Here is a 20,976-nt window from a genome sequence, read left to right on the forward strand (position 1 = left end):
CCACGCCCCCGGGCCGGACATATGCCGCGTACCGCTCCCGCCCCTGTGCGTTGCCGGTGTCATCAGGCAGCATGGCCCGCATGTCCGTACTGACTCGCGACGAAGCGCAGAGCCGCGCCGAGCTCCTCGACGTCCACCGCTACACGATCGACCTCGACCTGACCACCGGGGACGAGACCTTCGACTCCCGCACCGTGATCCGGTTCACGGCCCGGTCCGACGGCGACACCTTCGTCGAGATGAAGCCCGCCGACCTGCGCGCCGTCACCCTCGACGGACAGCCCCTCGACCCCGAGACGCTCGACCTGGACCGGCTGCCCCTGAAGGACCTCACTGCCGGGGAGCACGAGCTGCGCGTCGAGGCCACCATGCGCTACTCGCGCACCGGCGAGGGCATGCACCGCTTCACGGACCCGACGGACGACGAGGCCTACGTCTACAGCCAGATGTCCATGGAGGACGCACAGCGCGTCTTCGCCGTCTTCGAACAGCCCGACCTCAAGGCTGTCTTCGAAGTGACGGTCAAGGCCCCCGAAGGCTGGACCGTACTGGCCAACGGCATCACCGAACACCTCGGCGAGGGCCGCTGGCAGGCCGCTGCCACCCCGCCGATCTCCACCTACCTCGTCGCCGTCGCCGCCGGTCCCTGGCACTCCGTGCGCACCGACCACCGCGGCTTGCCCTTCGCCATCCACTGCCGCCGGTCCCTCGCTCCCCACCTGGACGCGGACGCCGAGGAGATCTTCGAGATCACCAAACAGTGTTACGACCGCTACCACGAGAAGTTCGACGAGCCCTACCCCTTCGACTCCTATGACCAGGCCTTCGTCCCCGAATTCAACTTCGGCGCCATGGAGAATCCCGGCCTGGTCACCTTCCGCGACGAGTTCGTCTACCGCTCCGCCGTCACCGACACCGAGCGGCAGACCCGCGCGATGGTCATCGCCCACGAGATGGCCCACATGTGGTTCGGCGACCTCGTCACCCTCCGGTGGTGGGACGACATCTGGCTGAACGAGTCCTTCGCCGAGTACATGGGCTACCAGACCCTCACCGAGGCCACCCGCTACACCGACACCTGGGTCGACTTCGGGGTGGCCCGCAAGGCCTGGGGCTACGACGCCGACCAGCGCCCCTCCACCCATCCGGTCGCCCCCGAGGCCGTCGACGACACCGCCGCCGCCCTGCTCAACTTCGACGGCATCTCCTACGCCAAGGGCGCCTCCGCGCTGCGCCAGCTGGTCGCCTGGATGGGCGAGAAGGACTTCCTGGCCGGCATCAACATCCACTTCCGGCGGCACCGGTTCGGCAACGCCACCCTCGCCGACTTCATCGACTCCCTGGCCGCCGCCACCGAACGCGACGTGCACGCCTGGGCCGACACCTGGCTGCGCACGACCGGCGTCGACACCCTCACCCCGGCCCTCGCCACCGCGGCCGACGGCACCCGCACCCTCACCGTCGAGCGCACCGGCAGCCGCCCGCACCGCATCTGCGTCGGCGTCTACGACCAGGACCTCACCGACGAGGGCCGGCTCACCCTGCGCGAGCGCATCGACCTCGACGTCCCGCAGAGCACGCCCCAGGTCCTCGGCAAGCGCCCCGCCCTGCTCGTGCTCAACGACGGCGACCTGACCTACGCCAAGGTCCGCTTCGACGCCGAGTCCGCCGCCACCGTCCGCGCCCACCTGTCGGGCCTGCCCGACCCGCTGACCCGCGCGGTGGTCTGGAACGCCCTGCGGGACGCGGTCCGCGACGGCGAGCTGTCGCCGGCCGCCTACCTGGAGACCGCCCGCGCCCACCTCCCGCACGAGACCGACCTCGCCCTCGTCCAGGGCGTACTGGCCTTCACCGCCGTCCACGTCGTCGACCGGTACCTCAGGCCCGAGGACCGCCCCGCCGCCCTCGGCACCGTCTCCGCCCTGTGCCGCGACTTCATCCGGCGCACCGAGGACGGCGACAACCCCGGACTGCGCCTGATCGCGGTACGGCACTTCATCGCCGCCGCCGCCCACCCCGACACCATCGCCGCCTGGCTCGCCGAGGGCACCGTGCCCGGCGGACCCGAGCTCGACCCCGAGCTGCGCTGGCGCATCATGACCCGGCTCGCCGTCCTCGGCGCCGTCGACGAGGACCGGATCGCCGCCGAACTGGCCCGCGACCCCAGCGCCAGCGGCCAGGAGGGCGCCGCGCGCTGCCGGGCCGCGCTGCCCGACCCGGAGGCCAAGCGCGCGGCGTGGGAGGCGATGTTCAGCGGCGACGAGCTGTCCAACTACCTGTTCACGGCCACCGCCGAAGGCTTCTGGCACCCCGAACAGGCCGACCTGGTCCGGGACTACGTGCCGCGCTACTACCGGGACGCGGTCGCGGTGGCCGCCCGGCGCGGCCCCCGCATCGCCACGGTCACCGGCCGGCAGGCCTTCCCCGCGCACGCCGTCGACGCCGAGAACCTCGCCCTCGGCCGGGCCTGTCTGGCCGACGCCGAGCCGGTGACGGCCCTGCGCCGCCGCCTGGTCGACGAACTGGACGACCTGGAAAGGGCGTTGCGGGTCCGCGAGGCATAGGACCCGGGTCCGCGAGGCACAGGCTGCGGACGCACCACGAAACGGGCGCGGCCGGTCCGCAAGCACGATGCGGGGACCGGCCGCCGCTCCTAGGCTCGGTGCCGGAGAAGCACCACAGACCCAGGGAGAGACCCGTGATCGTAGTCACCGGTGCCACCGGCAACGTCGGCCGCGCCCTCGTCGCACGTCTCGTCGCCGGCGGGCAGCCCGTACGGGCGCTCACCCGCGCCCCGGAGACGGCCGGCCTGCCCGACCAGGCCGAGGTGGTGCGGTTCCGGGCGGAGGACCCGGCCCCGCTGCTCACGGGGGCGACCAAGGTCTTCCTGTACGTCCAGGGAGCGGGCGGGCGGCTGCCCGAACTCCTCGCCGCGGCCCGCACGGCCGGGGTGCGCCGGGTCGTCCTGCTCTCCTCCGGGATCGTCCGGGAGGGCGCCGACGAGACCCACCCCATCCACGTCATGCACGCCACCGCCGAGCGGCAGATCCGCGACAGCGGGCTCGCCTGGACGTTCCTGCGCCCCAACGCGTTCGCCACCAACGCCCTCCAGTGGGCGCCCCAGATCCGCGCCGGGAACACCGTGCGCGGCGTCTTCGCCGGCATGCTCACCGCACCCATCCACGAGGACGACATCGCCGCGGTCGCCGAACGCGCCCTCCTCGACGACGGCCACGAGGGCGCCGCCCACCGCCTCACCGGGCCCGCCGCCACCACCAACACCGACCAGATCGCCGCGATCGGGCGGGCCGTCGGCCGCGAGCTGACCTTCGTCGAGGTGCCGCCGCAGGAGGCCGCCCCGCTGTTCCCGGGGACCCCGCCGGAGTTCCTCCAGGGCCTGCTGGAGACCTTCGCGGCCACCGTCGGCGTGCCACCGGAGATCACCGGCACGGTCGAAGAGATCACCGGCAGCCCGGCCCGCACCTTCGGTCAGTGGGCCGCCGATCACGCGGCCGACTTCCGCTCGTGAAGTCCCTGCTCTTCGACCGGCCCCGTCAGCCCGCGGACAGGCGCAGCTCCGCCCGGCGCACCCCGCCCTCCCGCGGCCCCGCCCGCCGGTTCCCCACCTCGGCCGTCCGGGACGTCTCCGCTCCCAGCGTGAAGCCCAGGCGCTCCAGGAAGCACTCCCCGGAGCGCCAGCCCGGTGGCACCGACGCCGTCACCAGGGACACCCCGCCGGCACGCGCGAGCAGCGACTCGGCCAGCGCCCGCCCGAGGCCCCGGCCCCGCGCCCAGGGCGCCAGCAGGAACAGCCCCACCGCGACCGCGCCGGGCGCCGGATGGTTCCGCACCGCGTCCACCAGGCCCGAGACCACCCCGTCCCGCTCCAGCACCAGCAGCACCTTGTCGTCGGGTGCGGCGCCCTCGGGCAGCCCGTAGAACAGGCTCTGCACGTCCCCGGGCCCCGACGGCAGCCCGGTCGCCGCCACGAACCAGTCCTCGCAGGCCTCGAAGAGGTCCAGCAGCGGCGCCTCGTCCGCGGGCCGCGGCTCTCGCACCAGCACCCGCTCACCGGGCACGTCGATCATCCACGCGTCAACCACGCGACCGACGTTAACCCCCGGTCAGCCGTGGTCTCAACGCCCTTTCACCGCTTGCTCCGACGCGCCCGGGGCGCACCGCCCCGACAGGTTTTCCCCGCACGGCAGTACCCACTTTCGGGTTTCGATCGTTGAACTTTGGGGGCGCGCAGACCCAATCCCGTACAAGCTGGAACTCCCCCCGCGGACAACCCCTTTCGGCCGGCGCCCCGAGGAGATCCCATGAGCACGCCGCCTCTCGCATCCGGACCCCAGGGCCCCGACGCCCTGCGGCCTCTGCTGGACACCGTGCTCGACGCGCTGCGCGACGGCGGCCGGGCGCGCGGCGGGCCGCTGCCCGCGGGCGGACCGGAGGCGGTGGCCGAGCGGGTCGCGGAGGCGGTGGGGGACGTCCTCCCGGACGACGGTGACCCCGACGCCCTGCGCACCCTGGTGGCCGCCCTCGCGGAGGGCGCCGCCGACCCCGCCGACCCGCTGTGCGCGGCGCACCTGCACTGCCCGCCGCTGGCCGTCGCGACCGCCGCCGACCTCGCCGCGAGCGCGCTCAACCCGTCCCTGGACTCCTGGGACCAGGCCCCGGCGGCCGCCGCCCTGGAAGCACTGGTCACCCGCACCCTCGCCCACACCATCGGCCTCTCCGACGCGGTGGTCACCACCGGCGGCACCGAGTCCAACCAACTCGCGCTGCTCCTGGCCCGCGAGGCCCTCGGGAGCGGCCTCCGGCTGGTCTGCGGGGCCAACGCCCACCACGCGCTGCCCCGCGCCGCCTGGCTGCTCGGCCTGCCCGACCCCGTCGTGGTCCCCGCCCCGAACGGCACCCTCGACCTGGCCGCGCTCCACGACGCCCTCACCCACCTGCCCCGGCCGCTGCTGGTCGCCGCCACCGCCGGCACCACCGACGCCGGGCTCATCGACCCGCTCCCCGAGATCGCCGGGCTCTGCGCGGCCCACGGCGCCCGGCTGCACGTCGACGCCGCCTACGGGGGCGGCCTCGCCTTCAGCGACCGGCACCGGGACAAGCTCGCCGGTCTGGAACGCGCCCACACCGTCACCCTCGACCTGCACAAACTCGGCTGGCAGCCGGTCGCCGCCGGTCTCCTCGCCGTCGCCCGGCCGGGCGAGCTCGGCGTCCTCCACCACCACGCCGACTACCTCAACGCCGACGACGACACCGAGGCCGGCTACCCCGACCTGCTCGGCCGCTCCCTGCGCACCACCCGCCGCCCCGACGTCCTCAAGATCGCGGTCACCCTCAAGACCCTGGGCCGCACCGGACTCGGCGCCCTGGTCGACCAGGTGTGCGCACGCGCGCGGGAGTTCGCCGTCCTGGTCCGCGAGCACCCCGGCTTCGAGCTCTACGACCGGCCGAACATCAGCACGGTGCTGTTCCGCCCCACCGGCGCCACCGACGACGACGTCGCCGAGGTACGGCGCAGGCTGCTGCACGACGGCCGGGCGGTACTCGGCCGGGCCCGGCTCGACGGCCGGCTCTGGCTCAAGGCCACCCTCCTCAACCCCCACACCCGGCCGGACGAACTGGCCCTCCTCCTGAAACTCGTGGAAGGAACCACCCCCAGATGACCACCCCCCCACGTCACGAGCCCGAAGCACCCCGCGACCTGGTCGGCGTCGGCATCGGACCGTCCAACCTCTCCCTCGCCGCACTCGCCCACCCGCTCGCCGAACTCGACGCCGTCTTCTACGAGCAGCGTCCGGGCTTCGACTGGCACGCCGGGCTCCTGATCGACGGCGCCACCATCCAGGTCCCGTTCCTCGCCGACCTGGTGACCCTCGCCGACCCCGCGAACCCCTGGTCGTTCCTCAACTACCTCAAGGCCCGCGACCGGCTCTTCCCCTTCTACTTCGCCGAGCGCTTCCACATCCGGCGCGCCGAGTACGACGCCTACTGCCGCTGGGTCGCCGAGAGCCTGCCCGGACTGTGCTTCTCCCACCAGGTCGACGCCGTCCGCTGGAACTCCGAACGCGACCTGTTCGAGGTCGACTTCACCCGGCTCGACGCCGAGGGAGAGGCCGAGTCGCTCGGCCGTACGTACACGAGGAACGTCGTGCTCGGGGTCGGGACCGTCCCCCACGTGCCCGATCCGCTCAGACCCCTCGTGGAGTCCCCGGGCGTCCCGGTCATCCACGCGGCCGACTACCTCGACCACCGCGAGGCCTTCCTCGCCGCCGAGCACGTCACCGTCGTGGGCTCCGGGCAGTCCGGCGCCGAGGTCTTCCTCGACCTGCTGCGCAACCGGCCCGCCGGCCGCGAGAAGCTGCACTGGATCGGGCGCGGCGAGGCGTTCGCACCCATGGAGTACTCCAAGCTCGGGCTGGAGCACTTCACCCCTGACTACACCCGCTACTTCCACGCCCTCACGGAACCCGTCCGCGACCGGCTCGTCGCCGCCCAGTGGCAGTTGCACAAGGGCATCGACGCCGGCACCATCGCCGCCATCCACGACGAGCTGTACCGCCGCACGCTGCACGGCGGCTGGCCGGAAGCCGTCCTGACCCCCGGTGTCCAGGTCCGCACCGCCGGACGCGTCGCCACCACCAAGGTCGAGCTCCACCTCGAACACGTCCAGCAGGGCATCCGCTCCCGGCTCACCACCGACGCCGTCGTCCTGGCCACCGGCTACCGCGAGCGCCCCCTCGGCCGCCTGCTCGCCGGGCTCGACCCCTACCTGCGCCGGGACAACAGCGAACGCCCGCGCGTGGACGAGCGGTTCCGGCTCGTCCTCGACCCGTCGGTGACCGGAGCGGCGTACGTCCAGAACGCCGAACTCCACACCCACGGCGTCGGCGCCCCGGACCTGGGCCTGGCCGCCTGGCGCAGCGCCACCATCCTCAACACCCTGACGGGCAAGGACCCCTACCCGCTCCCCGCGCGCACGGCCTTCACCAGCTTCGGCCTGGAGCGGCCGGAGGAGAGGGTCCCGGCGCAGCAGCAGCCGCGGCAGCTCACCCCGCTGGTCGACTGAGCGCTTCGCCGACCGGTCCGAAGGGCGCTGGTCCGGGGACCGGCGCCCTTCGGGACCGCTCAGAACACCGGGGTGCCGTCGCGGGTCAGCTTCCAGTCCACCGACGCGAAGTCCTTCGGGTCCAGGACGCCCTTGGCGGTCACCCACTCGGCGATCCGGGTGCGGATCTCGGTCGACTCCGACCACAGCTCCTTGGCCGAGGCGACGTGGGGGAAGGCGCCGCCGCCGTTGGCGCGGTAGTTGTTCACCGCGAGCACGAACGGTGCGGCGTCGTCGAGGGCGGCGCCGTCGTAGGTGAGGTTCCTGATCCGCGAACCGGCCGCCTGTGCCACGTCGATGTCGTACCGCAGGCCCGAGACGTAGTCGTAGTTGTAGTCCGGGCGGCCGTTCGCGTTGGTCAGCTTCTCCACGTCGACCGCCGCGTCCGCCGCCGTCCGGACGTAGTACTCCGCCGAGTACTCCAGGTACGCCCGGATCTGCGCGCCCGTCATCAGCTTGGCGACCAGCGTGTTGTCGTACACGTACAGGCCCGACAGGTCCCGGACGGTCACGTCGCCGGCCGGGATCTCGGAGGTCCGGGAGAACGGCGAGGCCTGCGCGAGCACCGGCAGCGACGCGTACTCCGTGCCCGCGAGGGCCGCCTTGACCACGTCCTCCTGGACCTTGGTGATCAGGTCGATGATCGGGGCGTCCCGGTAGCGGGCCTCGACGGTGGTGAGGGTCTCGGTCGCGGTGCCGACGACCTGGTTGACGTACGCGACGACCTTCGCGTGCTCGTCCTTCAGGAGCCGGGTGATCTTCGGGTCGTCGGCGACCGTGTTGGAGTTCAGCAGCGAGGCCGCGACCGACTCCACCTCCCACCCGCCGTTGCTGAACACCAGCTCGATGTCGAAGAGGGAGAGGCGCTCGGCGTAGCAGAGCGGCTCGGAGAGGACGACGGTCTTGCCGGTGGCCTCGTTGACGACCTTCAGCTCGGGGATCTCCACGTGCGCGTGGCCGACCAGGACGGCGTCGATGCCGGGCACCTGCCTGGCCACGTTCGCGGCCGCGTTCTCGACGTACGGGACCTGGTCGCCGTAGGAGGAGGTGCCGGAGGAGCCGGAGTGGGCCGAGACCACGACCACGTCCGCGCCCATCGCCTTCAGCTTCGGCACCCACTTCGCGGCCTGCTCCTCAAGACCGGGGAAGGCCAGCTTGCCCTGGACGTAGGCCTTGTCCCAGATCGCGATGCCCGGGTTGGTCAGGCCGAGGACGGCGACCTTGACCGGCGGGGCGCCCGGGACGTGGAACTTCTTGATGAAGTACGGCGGGAAGGCGGGCTTCAGGGTCTTCGCGTCGACCGCGTTGGCGCCGAGCAGCGGGAAGTGCAGCTGGTCCTCGAACCTGCGCAGCGTCTCGATGCCGTAGTTGAACTCGTGGTTGCCGAGCGCCGCCGCGTCGTAGCCGATCGCGTTCATGGCCTGCGCCATCGGGTGCACCGGGCCGCCTTTGGCGGTGATCGGGTCGACCTTGGCGTAGTAGTACGCCAGCGGGGTGCCCTGGATGGTGTCACCGGCATCCAGGAGCAGGGTGTTGCGGCGGCCCTTCGCCTTGCGCACCTGGTCGACCAGGGTCGAGATGCGTGCCAGGCCCATCGCGTTGCCGGCCTTGTCGGAGTACTCCGCGTCCTTGAAGTAGTCCCAGTTGAAGACGTGCCCGTGCAGGTCGGTGGTGCCCATGACGGTGAGGGAGTACCGCCGGGGATGCCGGGCCGGCCGTACCGACGCCCGTGCCGGGGCCGCCGCCGCGCCGGCGATCGCCACGCCCGCTCCGGTCGCGGCGGACTTCTCCAGGAACTTCCGACGGTTCAAGGGCATCTTTTGCTCTCCTTGTGATCAGGTCAACGACGCGCGTAGATTCTGACCTGGTCGTGACCGTCGGCAACAGGCCTGGGAGGTTTCGATCCGGTGACCTGAGCACGCCGCATTCAACAAGTGCGAGATGCTCATAGGAGCGGCCTGCCGCACAATTCAACACTTGTCAATAGGCCTTCACCCAAAGGTTGTTGGGTCGTCATGTACGGCCAATTCTCTACCCGCCGGTAAGGCCTAGGCTCGAACCATGCGCCGAGCAAAGATCGTTTGTACTCTGGGGCCCGCCACCGACTCGTACGACCAGATCAAGGCCCTGGTCGAGGCCGGAATGGACGTCGCCCGATTCAACCTCAGCCACGGCGGCTACGCCGAGCACGAGGAGCGCTACCAGCGTGTCCGCAAGGCCTCCGACGAGACCGGTCGCAGCGTCGGAATGCTCGCCGACCTTCAAGGCCCGAAGATCCGGCTCGGCCGCTTCACCGAAGGCCCCGTACTCCTCGAACGCGGTGACACCTTCGTCATCACGGTCGAGGAGGGCGCCGAGGGCGACCGGCACCAGTGCGGAACGACGTACACGGGTCTGGCGGGTGACGTCACCCCGGGTGAGCGCGTCCTCGTCGACGACGGCAAGGTCTGCCTGGAGGTCACCCGTGTCGACGGGCCCCGGGTGCACACCACGGTGGTCGAGGGCGGCATGGTCTCCGACCACAAGGGCCTCAACCTCCCCGGCGTCGCCGTCTCCGTCCCCGCCCTGTCCGACAAGGACGAGGCCGACCTGCGGTGGGCGCTGCGCACCGGCTTCGACGTGATCGCCCTGTCCTTCGTCCGCAGCGGCCGGGACATCGAGGACGTCCACCGCATCATGGACGAGGAGGGCCGCCGCCTCCCCGTGATCGCCAAGGTCGAGAAGCCGCAGGCCGTCGAGAACATCGACTCCATCGTGGCCGCCTTCGACGGCATCATGGTCGCCCGCGGCGACCTGGGCGTGGAGATGCCGCTGGAGCAGGTGCCGATCGTCCAGAAGCGCGCCGTCAAGCTGGCCAAGCGCAACGCCAAGCCGGTCATCGTCGCCACCCAGATGCTCGACTCGATGATCGAGAACTCGCGCCCCACCCGCGCGGAGGCCTCCGACGTCGCCAACGCGGTCATCGACGGCACGGACGCGGTGATGCTCTCCGGCGAGACCAGCGTCGGCAAGTACCCGGTCGAGACCGTCCGCACCATGGCGAAGATCGTCGAGGCCGCCGAGGAGGACATCCTCGCCAAGGGGCTGCCGCCGCTGACCGAGACCAACAAGCCCCGCACCCAGGGCGGCGCGGTCGCCCGGGCCGCCGCCGAGATGGGCGACTTCCTGGGCGCGAAGTTCCTGGTCGCGTTCACCCAGTCGGGAGACACCGTCCGCCGGCTCTCCCGCTACCGCTCGCCGATCCCGCTGCTCGCCCTCACCCCGGATCCGGCCACCCGTTCCCAGCTCAACCTCACGTGGGGCGTCGAGACCTTCCTCGGCCCGCACGTCGACTCGACGGACAAGATGGTCGACCAGGTCGACGAACTGCTGCTGAAGTACGGGCGCTGCGAGCAGGGCGACATCGTGGTCATCACGGCGGGATCCCCGCCCGGCGTCTCCGGATCCACCAACATGGTCCGGGTTCACCACATCGGTGAGGACGACAGCCCCAAGTGACGTGCGAAGGGCCCCTCCGGCCGACGGAGGGGCCCTTCGGCCACGCAATTACGCGACCTTGGAATCCAAGGAAAAGTGCCCCGGGTCGGACTCGAACCGACACTGTACGGGTTTTGAATCCGTTGCCTGCTGCCAATTGGGCTACCGGGGCTCGAAGAATCCAAGGTGATCCCCGACCCTCCGCGCGTCCACCATACCGTAGCTAGGTAGGCTCTTGTCAGCAGTACCCCTGCCCTGAACGAGGAGCCCCCGTGACCGCCGCCGAGTCGCCCCAGCCAGTCGACGCACCCGACGACAAGTCGCACGTGCCTCCGATGACGACCCGTGTCGTCATCGCCGAGGACGAGGCCCTGATCCGGCTCGACCTGAAAGAGATGCTGGAGGAGGAGGGGTACACGGTCGTCGGCGAGGCGGGCGACGGCGAGCACGCCGTCGAGCTGGCCCGCGAGCACCGCCCCGACCTTGTCATCCTCGACGTCAAGATGCCCAAGCTCGACGGCATCTCGGCGGCCGAAAAGATCGCCGCGGAGTCCATCGCCCCGGTCCTGATGCTCACCGCCTTCTCGCAGCGCGACCTCGTGGAGCGGGCCCGGGACGCCGGCGCGATGGCGTACCTGGTCAAGCCGTTCAGCAAGAGCGACGTCGTCCCGGCGATCGAGATGGCCGTCTCCCGCTTCAACGAGCTGCGGCAGCTGGAGAAGGAGGTCGCCGACCTCACCCTGCGCCTGGAGACCCGCAAGCTGGTCGACCGCGCGAAGTCCGTCCTGCAGACCGAGTACGGCCTGACCGAGCCCGCCGCGTTCCGCTGGATCCAGAAGACGTCGATGGACCGCCGCATGTCGATGCAGCAGGTCGCGGAGGCGGTCATCGCGGACAGCGAGGAGAAGAAGTCCAACAAGGGCTGATGCGACGCGCACGTAGGCCCGCGCCCCGGAGAAACGGGCGCGGGCCTACGTTTTCTTGGGGGCGCTGGGGGTACCCCCGGCCGAAGGCTGGGGGAGGAACTGCGCGACCAGCCCCCACGCACCTGCAGCCGACCGACTGCCTAGTCCTCGCCCAGGTAGGCCTTACGAACCGACTCGTCGTGCAGCAGATCCTGCCCACTGCCCGACAGCACGATGTTGCCGACCTCCATGACGTGCCCCTGGTCGGCCAGCGACAGCGCCGCCTGCGCGTTCTGCTCGACCAGCAGAATCGTCGTCCCCTGCGACTTCAGCTCCACGATCGTCGCCATGATCTTCTGCATCATGATCGGCGACAGCCCCATCGACGGCTCGTCCAGCATCAGCAGCTTCGGCTGGGACATCAACGCCCGCCCCATCGCCAGCATCTGCTGCTCACCGCCCGAGAGGGTGCCCGCGGCCTGCTTGCGCCGCTCGCCCAGGATCGGGAAGAGGTCGTAGGCCCGCTGGATGTCCTTCTCGATGCCCGCCCTGTCCTTCCGGAGGAACGCACCGAGCTGGAGGTTCTCCGCGATGGTCAGGCGGGGGAAGATGTGCCGGCCCTCGGGGGAGTGGGCGAGCCCGAGCGCGACGATCTTGTGCGCCGGGACCCCGCCGAGCGGCTTGCCGTCGAAGACGACCTTCCCCGAGGAGGGCTTGAGCAGCCCCGACAGGGTACGCAGGGTCGTCGTCTTGCCGGCGCCGTTGGTGCCGATGAGGGTCACGACCTGACCGGCCTCGACGCTGAACGAGATGCCCTTGACGGCCTCGATCTTGCCGTAGGCGACCCTGAGGTCCTCGACCTCCAGCAGTGCGGTCACTGGGCCTCTCCCTTGGTGGTGCTGTCCGCCTCGGTGCTCTCCGCGCCGGCGTCCTCCGCTTCGGCCTCCTCCGCGTCGGTGGCCTCCGCGTCCGTGGCCGGGGCCGCGTCGGCGGTCTCGGCCACGGACGCGGCCTCCGCGGCCTCGACGGCGGCGGCCTCCGCCGCCCCCGGGTCGCCCTCGAAGGGCTCGCCCAGATAGGCGGCGATGACCCGGTCGTCCGCCTGTACGACGTCGGAGGTGCCCTCGACGAGCTTCTCGCCCTGGACGAGGACGGCGACCCGGTCGCACAGGTTGAAGATGAAGCGCATGTCGTGCTCGATGACGAGAACGGCGATGCCCTTGTCCCGGATGGCGAAGACCAGTTCCTCGGTGGCCCGGGTCTCCTGCGGGTTCATGCCGGCCGTCGGCTCGTCGAGCAGCAGCAGGCCCGGCTCGCTGGCCAACGCGCGGGCGATCTCCAGCTTGCGCTGCTCGCCGTAGGGCAGGTTGCGCGCGAGGTGGTCGCGCTTGGCGGCCAGGCCGATGAACTCCAGGAGCTCCATGGCCTTCGCCTCGGACTCCTTCTCGGCCTTGCGGAAGCCGGGACCGCGCAGCAGCGCGGACCACAGGCCCTCCTTGGTCCGCGTGTGGCGGCCCACGAGGACGTTCTCCAGGACGGTCATGTTGGCGAAGAGCCGGATGTTCTGGAACGTCCGGGCGATGCCCGCCTGCGTCACCAGGTGCGGCTTGGGCGGCAGCACCTTGCCCTGGTAGGAGACCGTGCCCTCGGTGGGCACGTACAGGCCGGTGAGGCAGTTGAAGAAGGTGGTCTTGCCGGCGCCGTTCGGGCCGATCAGGCCGACGATCTCGCCGCTGTTGACCGTGAAGTCCACGGACCGGACGGCGGTCAGACCACCGAAGCGCATCGTGACGTCACGGGCTTCGAGTACAGGTGTCGTCATGGTTCCTTACGCCCCTGCCTTGGTGACGGCCGGATCGTCGCTCAGCGTCGCCTGTGCCGGTACGTCGAGCTGGCCGGTCTCGTGGAACTCCAGCTGGCGGCGGCGGTTGGCGATGATGCCCTCCGGCCGGAACCGCATCAGCAGGATCAGCGCGACGCCGAAGGCGAACAGCTCGTAGTTCTGCAGGAACTGGAGCTTCTCCGGGACCAGGTAGAGCACGCTCGCGCCGAGCAGCGGGCCGCTGACGGTGCCCATGCCGCCGAGGACGACGGCGGCCAGCAGGAAGGCCGAGTTGGGCGGGGCGGCGCCGGCGAACTGGTACGGCTGCGGGTTCACGCTGTAGTTGACGTGCGCCATCACGGTGCCGGCGAGGCCCGCGAGCGAGGCGCCGAGGGCGAAGGCGATCAGCTTGACGCGGAAGCCGTTGATGCCCATGGCGGTGGCGGCGGTCTCGTCCTCGCGGATGGCGATCCAGGAGCGGCCGATACGGGAGTCGGCGGCGCGGGTGAAGACGAGCACGACGATCGCCGTGACGATGAGCATCAGGAACAGGTAGTTGGCGAACCGGCCCAGGTTGTGCCCGAGGACGTCGTGCGACTCGCCCAGGTTGAACCCGAAGATGTTCAGGTCCGGGATCTGGGTGATGCCGTTCGGGCCGCGGGTGATGTTCGGTCCGGAGTCGCCGTCGAGGTTGTTGACGGTGATCCGGAAGATCTCACCGAAGCCGAGCGTGACGATGGCCAGGTAGTCGCCGCGCAGCCGCAGGGTCGGTGCGCCGATCAGCACACCGAAGACCAGCGAGGCGGCCATGCCGGTGAGGGCCGCGGCCCAGAACGGGAAGTGCACACCGGAGAACCGGGAGTACTCCGAGCCGGAGACCAGGGCGGCCGCGTAGGCGCCGACGCCGAGGAACGCGACGTAACCGAGGTCGAGGAGACCGGTCAGGCCGACCACGATGTTCAGGCCCAGGGCGACGGTGGCGAAGATCAGGATGTTCACGCCGACGTTGGCGTTGTGGTCGTCGTTCTGGGTGAACGGGAAGGCCACGGCGGCGACGAAGGCGAGCGCCGAGGCGAACCCCTTGTGGTGGGCCGCGGTGGTCGCGAAGCGGTCGACGAGGCCGGTGTGCATCAGACCCCAGGCGGCGAAGACGAGCAGCAGCAGGTAGCCGATGAAGGTCTCGCTGGCGTCGTTGTCGATGCCGATGCCGTAGGAGAAGGCCAGCAGGCCGAGCGCGACGCCGACCGTGAGGACGAGGCGCTCGACGAGCGGCGACGCCTTGCCGGGAGCGGGCAGCTGAGGCTTGGTCAGGTAGCCGCGGAAGCCGGTGCCGGGGGCCGGGTGGGGCAGCGCGAGGGCGCCGACGACGGGCAGCGCGGAGGCCGCCATCGCCACGTAGGCGCCCGGGTCGAGGTTGACCAGGCCGCCGAGGTCCACGGCGATGGCGATGCCGGTGAACCAGCAGACGGCGAAGGCCGACAGGGTCGTCAGGAAGACCGGGGAGGTGGCGCCCGCCGGGTTCAGCCAGCGCAGCCCCTTGACGTCCCACAGGGTCAGCCCGGACAGCAGGGTGAGGACGCCGCCCACGAGGGCGAGGATCTGCAGGCCGGCCGGGTAGCCGTAGACCGTCAGGTCGCCGGGGAAGTCGGAGGTCCAGGTCCAGCTGAGGAAGGTGCTGGCGATGGTGCCCACGGCACCTACGACGATGAGCAGCCGGGCGGCGGACAGCGGCAGCGGGACGGGCCCGCGGCCGGCCGTGGCCGGGGAGTTGGTGGTGTCGGTCATGCTGCTCACGCCCTGTCCGCGACGCGTTCGCCGAGCAGACCCTGTGGTCTGAAGAGGAGTACGAGGATCAGCAGGACGAAGGCCCACACGGAGGCCCAGCCGCCGCCGCCGAGCTGCTGCATGCCGGGGATGTTGGCGATGTAGGCGGTGGCCATGGCTTCGGCGATACCGAGGACGAGGCCGCCGAGCATGGCGCCGTAGATGTTGCCGATGCCGCCGAGGACGGCCGCGGTGAACGCCTTCAGACCGGCGATGAAGCCCATGTCGTAGGAGACCGAGCCGTACTTGAGGCCGTAGGAGACACCGGCGACGGCCGCGAAGAAGCCGCCGATCGCGAAGGCGATGACGATGATGCGGTTGGTGTCGATGCCCATCAGCTGGGCGGTGTCCGGGTCCTGGGCGGTGGCCTGCATGGCGCGGCCGGTGCGGGAGAGCCGGACGAACAGGGCGAGGACCGCCATGCACAGCGGAGCGGCGATGATCAGGAAGATGTCACCGCTCTGCACGGTCACGGAGCCGATGTGCAGCGGTCCGAACGGCAGTTGCGGGAAGACCCGGGCGGTCTTGGCGTCGCCGTCGACGTGGTACCAGTTGAAGACCGCCTGCTGGAGCGCGAGCGACAGGCCGATCGCGGTGATCAGCGGGGCGAGGCGTGGTGCGCCGCGCAGCGGCCGGTAGGCGAAGCGTTCGGCGCCGACGGCGATGAGGACGGCGACCAGGGCGCCGCCGATGAGCATCGCCGGCAGGGCTACCCACATGGATATGCCGTCCGGCAGGAGAAGGTAGACCGTGAGGGCGCCGAAGCCTCCGGTCATGAAGATCTCGCCATGGGCGAAGTTGATGAGCTGGACGATGCCGTACACCATCGTGTAGCCGATGGCGATCAGACCGTACATCGAGCCGAGGAACAGCCCGTTGGCCAGCTGCTGCGGCAGGGTGTTCACCGCGTGGCCTCCATGTGGTGGGGAGCGTCAGGGGGGGCGTAGAGGGCGGGCCGCGCGGTGACGGTTGGTCTGTGCCGCGCGGCCCTGGTACTGCAATGTGCTTCGGCTGGTTACTTCGGGGTGGCCACACCGCTCTGGACGGACTTCCACGCACCGCTGACGACCTTGTAGACGGTCAGCTGCTTGTTCGTGGTGTCGCCGTACTGGTCGAACGCGATCTTGCCGGAGATGCCGTCGAAGGTGTTCTTCTGGACGGCGCCGACGATCTGGGAGCGGGCGTCGTCCGGGATCTTGCCGTCCTTCACGACGCTGCCGATGGCCTTGATGATCGCGGTGGTGGCGTCGTAGGAGTACGAGCCGTAGGTGCCGTAGTCACCGGGGTACTTCTTGGCCTTGTAGGTGGCCACGAAGTCCTTGGCGGCGGGCAGGGTGTCGACCGGGACGCCGATCGACGTGGCGAGGTCGCCCTCGGCGGACTTGCCGGCGGTCTTGATGTAGGTGTCGCTGAAGATGCCGTCGCCGCCGAACAGCGGGATGTTGGCGCCCGCGGCCTTGAGCTGCTTGGTGAGCACCTGGGCCTCGTCGTACTGGCCGCCGTAGTAGAGGATGTCGGCGCCCGAGTTCTTGATCTTGGTGACCAGGGTGGAGAAGTCGCGGTCACCGGTGTTGACGTGGTCGGTCCCGATGACCTTGCCGCCCTGCTTGACGAACTGCTCCGAGAAGATCTTCGACAGACCGGCGCCGTAGGTCTGCTTGTCGTCGACGACGAAGGCCTTCTTCTTCTTGGCGCCGTTGAAGGCGTAGTCCGCCGCGTAGGCGCCCTGGAGGGCGTCGGTGGTCGCGGTGCGGAAGTACGTCTTGAACGGGCGGGACGGGCTGGTCTGCCAGTTCTTGCCCATGGTCAGCTCGGGGTTGGTGTTGGACGGCGAGATCTCCACCAGGTTGGCGGTGGCGAAGACCTGCTGCATCTGCGTGGCCACACCGGAGTTGAGCGGGCCGACGACGCCGAGCACCGTCTTGTCCGAGACGAGCTGGGTGGCGTTCTGCTGGCCGGTGGCCGGAATCGCCTTGTCGTCCAGCGCCTTGATCTTGAAGGTGACGCCCGGGACGGTCTTGTTCTTGTTGGCGTCGTCGACGGCGATCTGGGCGCCGTACTGGATGCCGAGACCCGTGGCGGAGTTCTGGCCGGTCAGCGGGGCGTCGACGCCGATCGTGACCGTCACGTTGCCGCTGTCGCCGCTCTTGCTGTTGTCGTCGCGGGAGCCGCAGGCGGTGAGGGTCAGGGCTCCGGTGGTCAGCACGGAGGTAAGAATCACCAGAGAACGCTGTCGCACAATCGATCCTTTCCGCGGGCATGCGCCCCCTCGCAGGGAACGACGGATGCCGCGCCGGTACCGAACTCCCTATGGAGCGGTGACTGGCCGTGACTCTAAGCGCGGGTGAGGAACGTGGAGGAGAGCTTGTCCAAGGCTGTGACGCTCTTGTTATGACACGAGGTAATGCAGAGCGGTACATCGTGGGGGGAAAGCAGGAATTGAGCCCGATTCGCCCCGTCCGCATTCTGAGAACCTGCAGGACCCGGCATGATCCGTTCAGGTGTCTCGACGGTTTTGGGCATGACGCCCGGCCGTTGCTGTGGGCGACTTTCGAGACGGGCGGGAGACGCGGCGGACCCCGGGAACTGGGGTGGGACGGCGAATGCGGATTACACGCGTATTACGTAGAGTTACGCCGAGGAAAGAAAGTCAAGCCTTCGGAACTTTTTCGCATTTCTCGCGGGGCGGGCGGCGGCGCCGCCGACGGTTCGCTGCCCGCCCCGCCGTCCTCTTACCGGGCGCCGGCCTCGGCATGCGGCGCCGAGGCCTTCGTCCCGGCGGGGCGCCCATCAGGCGCCGGCGCCCCGGAGGTTGACCTCGTCGCCCGGGCGCACGTCACGCAGCAGGCAGGTCAGACGCGCGCTGCACACCCGGCGGTCCTCCTCGTCGCTGATCACGATCTCGTAGGTCGCCGTGGACCGCCCCCGGTGGACCGGCGTGGCCACGCCGGTGACCAGACCGGAGCGGGCCCCGCGGTGATGCGTGCAGTTCAGGTCGACACCGACCGCGAGCTTCGAACTGCCGCCGTGCAGCATGGCGCCGACCGAGCCCAGGGTCTCCGCCAGCACCGCGCTGGCACCGCCGTGCAGCAGCCCGTACGGCTGGGTGTTGCCTTCCACGGGCATGGTGCCGACGACCCGTTCCGCCGAAGCCTCGACGATCTGCACGCCCATCCGGTTGCCGAGGTGGCCCGCCGAGAAGAGGGCCCGCAGGTCGACGCCGAGCGAGGCGTACTCGTCGATGACCTCCTGCGGGAACTTCACGTGCTGCTGCTCGCCCATGGGCCGGCTCCGTTCGTCGTGCGGCTGTCTCTCTCGACTGAGCAAACGCTCAGTAGGCCGCCGATTCTTCCAGACGCGCCCAGCGGGCCCTCAGACGGCGGCTGTCGGGTGCGGCACACCGGCCTCCAGGCGGACCACCACGGACTTGCTGGCGGGGGTGTTGCTGATGTCCGCCGTCGAGTCGAGCGGCACCAGCACGTTGGTCTCCGGGTAGTACGCGGCCGCGCAGCCCCGGGAGGTCGGGTAGTGCACCACCCGGAAGCCCGGCGCCCGGCGCTCCACGCCGTCCTTCCACTCACCGACCAGGTCCACGTACGCCCCGTCGGCGACGCCCAGCAGCCGCGCGTCCTCCGGGTTCACCAGGACCACCCGGCGGCCGTTCCTGATGCCCCGGTAGCGGTCGTCCAGGCCGTAGATCGTGGTGTTGTACTGGTCGTGCGAGCGCAGCGTCTGCAACAGCAGCCGCCCCTCGGGCAGTTCCGGGTACTCGACCGGGGCCGCGGTGAAGTTCGCCTTGCCGGTGGCCGTCGGGAAGCGCCGCTCGTCGCGCGGGGCGTGCGGGAGCGCGAAGCCACCCGGGTGCGCCACGCGCGCGTTGAAATCGTCGAAGCCGGGGATCACGCGCGCGATACGGTCCCGGACCGTCGCGTAGTCCTTCTCGAACTCCTCCCACGGCGTGCGGCTGCTCTCGCCGAGCACCCGGCGGGCCAGCCGGCACACGATCGCCGGCTCCGACAGCAGGTGCGGGCTCGCGGGCTCCAGGCGGCCGCGCGAGGCGTGCACCATGCCCATGGAGTCCTCGACGGTGACGAACTGCTCGCCGCTGCCCTGGAGATCGCGTTCGGTCCGGCCGAGCGTCGGCAGGATCAGGGCCCGGGCGCCCGTGACGACGTGCGAGCGGTTGAGCTTCGTCGACACGTGCACGGTCAGCCGTGCCCGTCGCACCGCCGCCTCCGTGACCTCCGTGTCGGGCGTCGCGGAGACGAAGTTGCCGCCCATCGCGAAGAAGACCTTCGCCTCGCCGTCGCGCAGCGCGCGGATGGCCCGGACGACGTCGAAGCCGTGCTCGCGCGGGGGCGCGAAGCCGAACTCCTTCTCCAGGGCGTCCAGGAAGGCCGGGGCCGGCCGCTCGAAGATGCCCATCGTGCGGTCGCCCTGCACGTTCGAATGGCCGCGGACCGGGCACACGCCCGCGCCGCTCCGGCCGATGTTGCCGCGCAGCAGAAGGAAGTTGACGACCTCCCGGATGGTCGGCACCGAGTGCTTGTGCTGGGTGAGCCCCATGGCCCAGCAGACGATGGTGCGCTGCGAGGCGAGCACCATGCCGAGGGTCTTCTCGATCTCGTCGCGGGTGAGGCCGGTGGCGGTGAGCGTCTCCTGCCAGTCGGCGGCGCGGGCGGCCTCCGCGAACTCCTCGAAACCGTGGGTGTGCTCGCGCACGAACTCCTCGTCGACCGCGCCCTCGGTCTCCAGTACGAGCTTGTTGAGGAGGCGGAACAGGGCCTGGTCGCCGCCGATGCGGATCTGCAGGAAGAGGTCGGTGAGGGCGGCGCCCTTGACCATGCCCTGCGGGGTCTGCGGGTTCTTGAACCGCTCCAGGCCGGCTTCCGGGAGCGGGTTGACGCTGATGATCTTCGCGCCGTTTGCCTTGGCCTTCTCCAGCGCGGAGAGCATCCGGGGGTGGTTGGTGCCCGGGTTCTGCCCGGCGACGATGATCAGGTCGGCCTTGTACAGGTCCTCCAGCCGGACGCTGCCCTTGCCGATGCCGATCGTCTCGCTCAGCGCCGAGCCAGAGGACTCGTGGCACATGTTGGAGCAGTCCGGCAGGTTGTTCGTGCCCAGCTCGCGCGCGAACAGCTGGTACAGGAACGCGGCCTCGTTGCTGGTCCGCCCCGAGGTGTAGAAGACGGCCTCGTCGGGGGAGGAGAGGGCCGCGATCTCCTCGCCGATGATGTCGAAGGCGCGCTCCCAGCCGATCGGCTCGTAGTGCTCGGCGCCCTCGGCGAGGTACATGGGGTGGGTGAGCCGCCCCTGCTGGCCGAGCCAGTAACCGCTGCGGTGGTGCAGGTCGGCGACCGAGTGCGCGGCGAAGAACTCGGGGGTCACCCGGCGCAGGGTGGCCTCCTCGGCCACCGCCTTGGCGCCGTTCTCGCAGAACTCGGCCGTGTGCCGGTGCTCGGGCTCCGGCCAGGCGCAGCCGGGGCAGTCGAAGCCGTCCTTCTGGTTCACGCGCAGCAGCGTCAGCGCGGTGCGCTTCACGCCCATCTGCTGCTGGGCGATGCGCAGCGTGTGGCCGATGGCGGGCAGCCCGGCGGCCGCGTGCTTCGGCTCCGCGACCTGCGGCGCGTCCTGGACCGGATCCTCCTTGGGCGGCTTCGTCGCCATCGCACGCTCTCCTTCTACGCCGGCACCACTGCCCTGTGCACCCGATACTCGCACGCACCACCGACGACGATCGAGTACGGGCTGCCCGGCGGGAGCGGAAACCAATGCTTGCTTGAGACAGCCGCGCCCTTCCGGCACCCCGCCGGGCTCCGCGTCTC

The 20,976-nt window shown here is 70.6% G+C and carries 15 protein-coding genes and 1 tRNA gene; 6 read left to right on the top strand and 10 right to left on the bottom strand.

Annotated features, from left to right (window positions below):
* Positions 1-80: 80 nt before the first annotated feature.
* Positions 81-2,564, top strand: coding sequence for an aminopeptidase N (pepN, locus tag JF597_RS31860; RefSeq protein WP_294003240.1), 2,484 nt, complete (start codon positions 81-83; stop codon positions 2,562-2,564).
* A 134-nt stretch (positions 2,565-2,698) separates the two neighbouring features.
* The gene (locus tag JF597_RS31865; RefSeq protein WP_294003241.1) at positions 2,699-3,529 is read left to right on the top strand and encodes an NAD(P)H-binding protein; all 831 of its coding nucleotides are present in this window, start codon (positions 2,699-2,701) and stop codon (positions 3,527-3,529) included.
* 25 nt (positions 3,530-3,554) lie between these two features.
* Here JF597_RS31865 and JF597_RS31870 read toward each other — a convergent pair whose 3' ends face one another.
* Positions 3,555-4,103 (bottom strand): GNAT family N-acetyltransferase, encoded by a 549-nt coding sequence (locus JF597_RS31870; protein ID WP_294003242.1) that lies wholly within the window; start codon positions 4,101-4,103, stop codon positions 3,555-3,557.
* A 219-nt stretch (positions 4,104-4,322) separates the two neighbouring features.
* Between JF597_RS31870 and JF597_RS31875 the strand changes: the two genes are divergently transcribed.
* Positions 4,323-5,681: an aminotransferase class V-fold PLP-dependent enzyme gene (locus tag JF597_RS31875; RefSeq protein ID WP_294003243.1), complete on the top strand. Its 1,359-nt coding sequence runs from the start codon at positions 4,323-4,325 to the stop codon at positions 5,679-5,681.
* Entirely contained in the window at positions 5,678-7,084 is a 1,407-nt protein-coding gene (locus JF597_RS31880; RefSeq protein WP_294003244.1) for a SidA/IucD/PvdA family monooxygenase, read from the top strand. The genes JF597_RS31875 and JF597_RS31880 overlap by 4 nt, the downstream gene beginning before the upstream one ends.
* Positions 7,085-7,143: 59 nt before the next feature.
* Here the strand turns inward: JF597_RS31880 and JF597_RS31885 are convergent, their stop codons facing one another.
* Positions 7,144-8,940: a 5'-nucleotidase C-terminal domain-containing protein gene (locus tag JF597_RS31885; RefSeq protein ID WP_294003246.1), complete on the bottom strand. Its 1,797-nt coding sequence runs from the start codon at positions 8,938-8,940 to the stop codon at positions 7,144-7,146.
* 244 nt (positions 8,941-9,184) lie between these two features.
* Here JF597_RS31885 and pyk point away from each other — a divergent pair, with 244 nt between their 5' ends.
* Positions 9,185-10,621, top strand: coding sequence for a pyruvate kinase (gene pyk / locus JF597_RS31890; protein WP_294003248.1), 1,437 nt, complete (start codon positions 9,185-9,187; stop codon positions 10,619-10,621).
* A 76-nt stretch (positions 10,622-10,697) separates the two neighbouring features.
* Here pyk and JF597_RS31895 read toward each other — a convergent pair.
* Positions 10,698-10,772 (bottom strand) — tRNA-Leu (locus JF597_RS31895).
* Positions 10,773-10,872: 100 nt separating this feature from the next.
* Here JF597_RS31895 and JF597_RS31900 point away from each other — a divergent pair.
* Positions 10,873-11,526, top strand: coding sequence for a response regulator (locus tag JF597_RS31900; protein ID WP_294003251.1), 654 nt, complete (start codon positions 10,873-10,875; stop codon positions 11,524-11,526).
* A gap of 140 nt (positions 11,527-11,666) precedes the next feature.
* On the opposite strand, the gene JF597_RS31905 is transcribed toward JF597_RS31900, so the two are convergent.
* The 7 genes from JF597_RS31905 to JF597_RS31935 all read right to left on the bottom strand — a co-directional run bounded on the left by JF597_RS31905 (position 11,667) and on the right by JF597_RS31935 (position 20,818).
* Positions 11,667-12,383: an ABC transporter ATP-binding protein gene (locus tag JF597_RS31905; protein ID WP_294003253.1), complete on the bottom strand. Its 717-nt coding sequence runs from the start codon at positions 12,381-12,383 to the stop codon at positions 11,667-11,669.
* Entirely contained in the window at positions 12,380-13,327 is a 948-nt protein-coding gene (locus JF597_RS31910) for an ABC transporter ATP-binding protein (protein WP_294003254.1), read from the bottom strand. Before JF597_RS31910 ends, JF597_RS31905 begins: the two co-directional genes overlap by 4 nt.
* A gap of 6 nt (positions 13,328-13,333) precedes the next feature.
* The gene (locus tag JF597_RS31915; protein WP_294003281.1) at positions 13,334-15,112 is read right to left on the bottom strand and encodes a branched-chain amino acid ABC transporter permease; all 1,779 of its coding nucleotides are present in this window, start codon (positions 15,110-15,112) and stop codon (positions 13,334-13,336) included.
* A gap of 5 nt (positions 15,113-15,117) precedes the next feature.
* Positions 15,118-16,056: a branched-chain amino acid ABC transporter permease gene (locus JF597_RS31920; RefSeq protein ID WP_294003256.1), complete on the bottom strand. Its 939-nt coding sequence runs from the start codon at positions 16,054-16,056 to the stop codon at positions 15,118-15,120.
* A 110-nt stretch (positions 16,057-16,166) separates the two neighbouring features.
* Positions 16,167-17,375: a branched-chain amino acid ABC transporter substrate-binding protein gene (locus JF597_RS31925; RefSeq protein WP_294003283.1), complete on the bottom strand. Its 1,209-nt coding sequence runs from the start codon at positions 17,373-17,375 to the stop codon at positions 16,167-16,169.
* Between the two features lie 566 nt (positions 17,376-17,941).
* Positions 17,942-18,433: a hotdog fold thioesterase gene (locus tag JF597_RS31930; RefSeq protein WP_294003258.1), complete on the bottom strand. Its 492-nt coding sequence runs from the start codon at positions 18,431-18,433 to the stop codon at positions 17,942-17,944.
* A gap of 90 nt (positions 18,434-18,523) precedes the next feature.
* Positions 18,524-20,818, bottom strand: coding sequence for an FdhF/YdeP family oxidoreductase (locus tag JF597_RS31935; RefSeq protein ID WP_294003260.1), 2,295 nt, complete (start codon positions 20,816-20,818; stop codon positions 18,524-18,526).
* Between the last annotated feature and the right edge of the window lie 158 nt (positions 20,819-20,976).

Source organism: Streptomyces sp., assembly GCF_019510245.1.
In the GTDB taxonomy this organism is placed as follows: Bacteria; Actinomycetota; Actinomycetes; order Streptomycetales; family Streptomycetaceae; genus Streptomyces.

Excerpts from the sequence above, each read along its gene's own strand:
- JF597_RS31885 (WP_294003246.1), bottom strand. The coding sequence starts at position 8,940 with ATGCCCTTGAACCGTCGGAAGTTCCTGGAGAAGTCCGCCGCGACCGGA.
- JF597_RS31910 (WP_294003254.1), bottom strand. The coding sequence starts at position 13,327 with ATGACGACACCTGTACTCGAAGCCCGTGACGTCACGATGCGCTTCGGT.
- JF597_RS31875 (WP_294003243.1), top strand. The coding sequence starts at position 4,323 with ATGAGCACGCCGCCTCTCGCATCCGGACCCCAGGGCCCCGACGCCCTG.
- pepN (WP_294003240.1), top strand. The coding sequence starts at position 81 with ATGTCCGTACTGACTCGCGACGAAGCGCAGAGCCGCGCCGAGCTCCTC.
- pyk (WP_294003248.1), top strand. The coding sequence starts at position 9,185 with ATGCGCCGAGCAAAGATCGTTTGTACTCTGGGGCCCGCCACCGACTCG.
- JF597_RS31915 (WP_294003281.1), bottom strand. The coding sequence starts at position 15,112 with ATGACCGACACCACCAACTCCCCGGCCACGGCCGGCCGCGGGCCCGTC.
- JF597_RS31935 (WP_294003260.1), bottom strand. The coding sequence starts at position 20,818 with ATGGCGACGAAGCCGCCCAAGGAGGATCCGGTCCAGGACGCGCCGCAG.
- JF597_RS31880 (WP_294003244.1), top strand. The coding sequence starts at position 5,678 with ATGACCACCCCCCCACGTCACGAGCCCGAAGCACCCCGCGACCTGGTC.
- JF597_RS31930 (WP_294003258.1), bottom strand. The coding sequence starts at position 18,433 with ATGGGCGAGCAGCAGCACGTGAAGTTCCCGCAGGAGGTCATCGACGAG.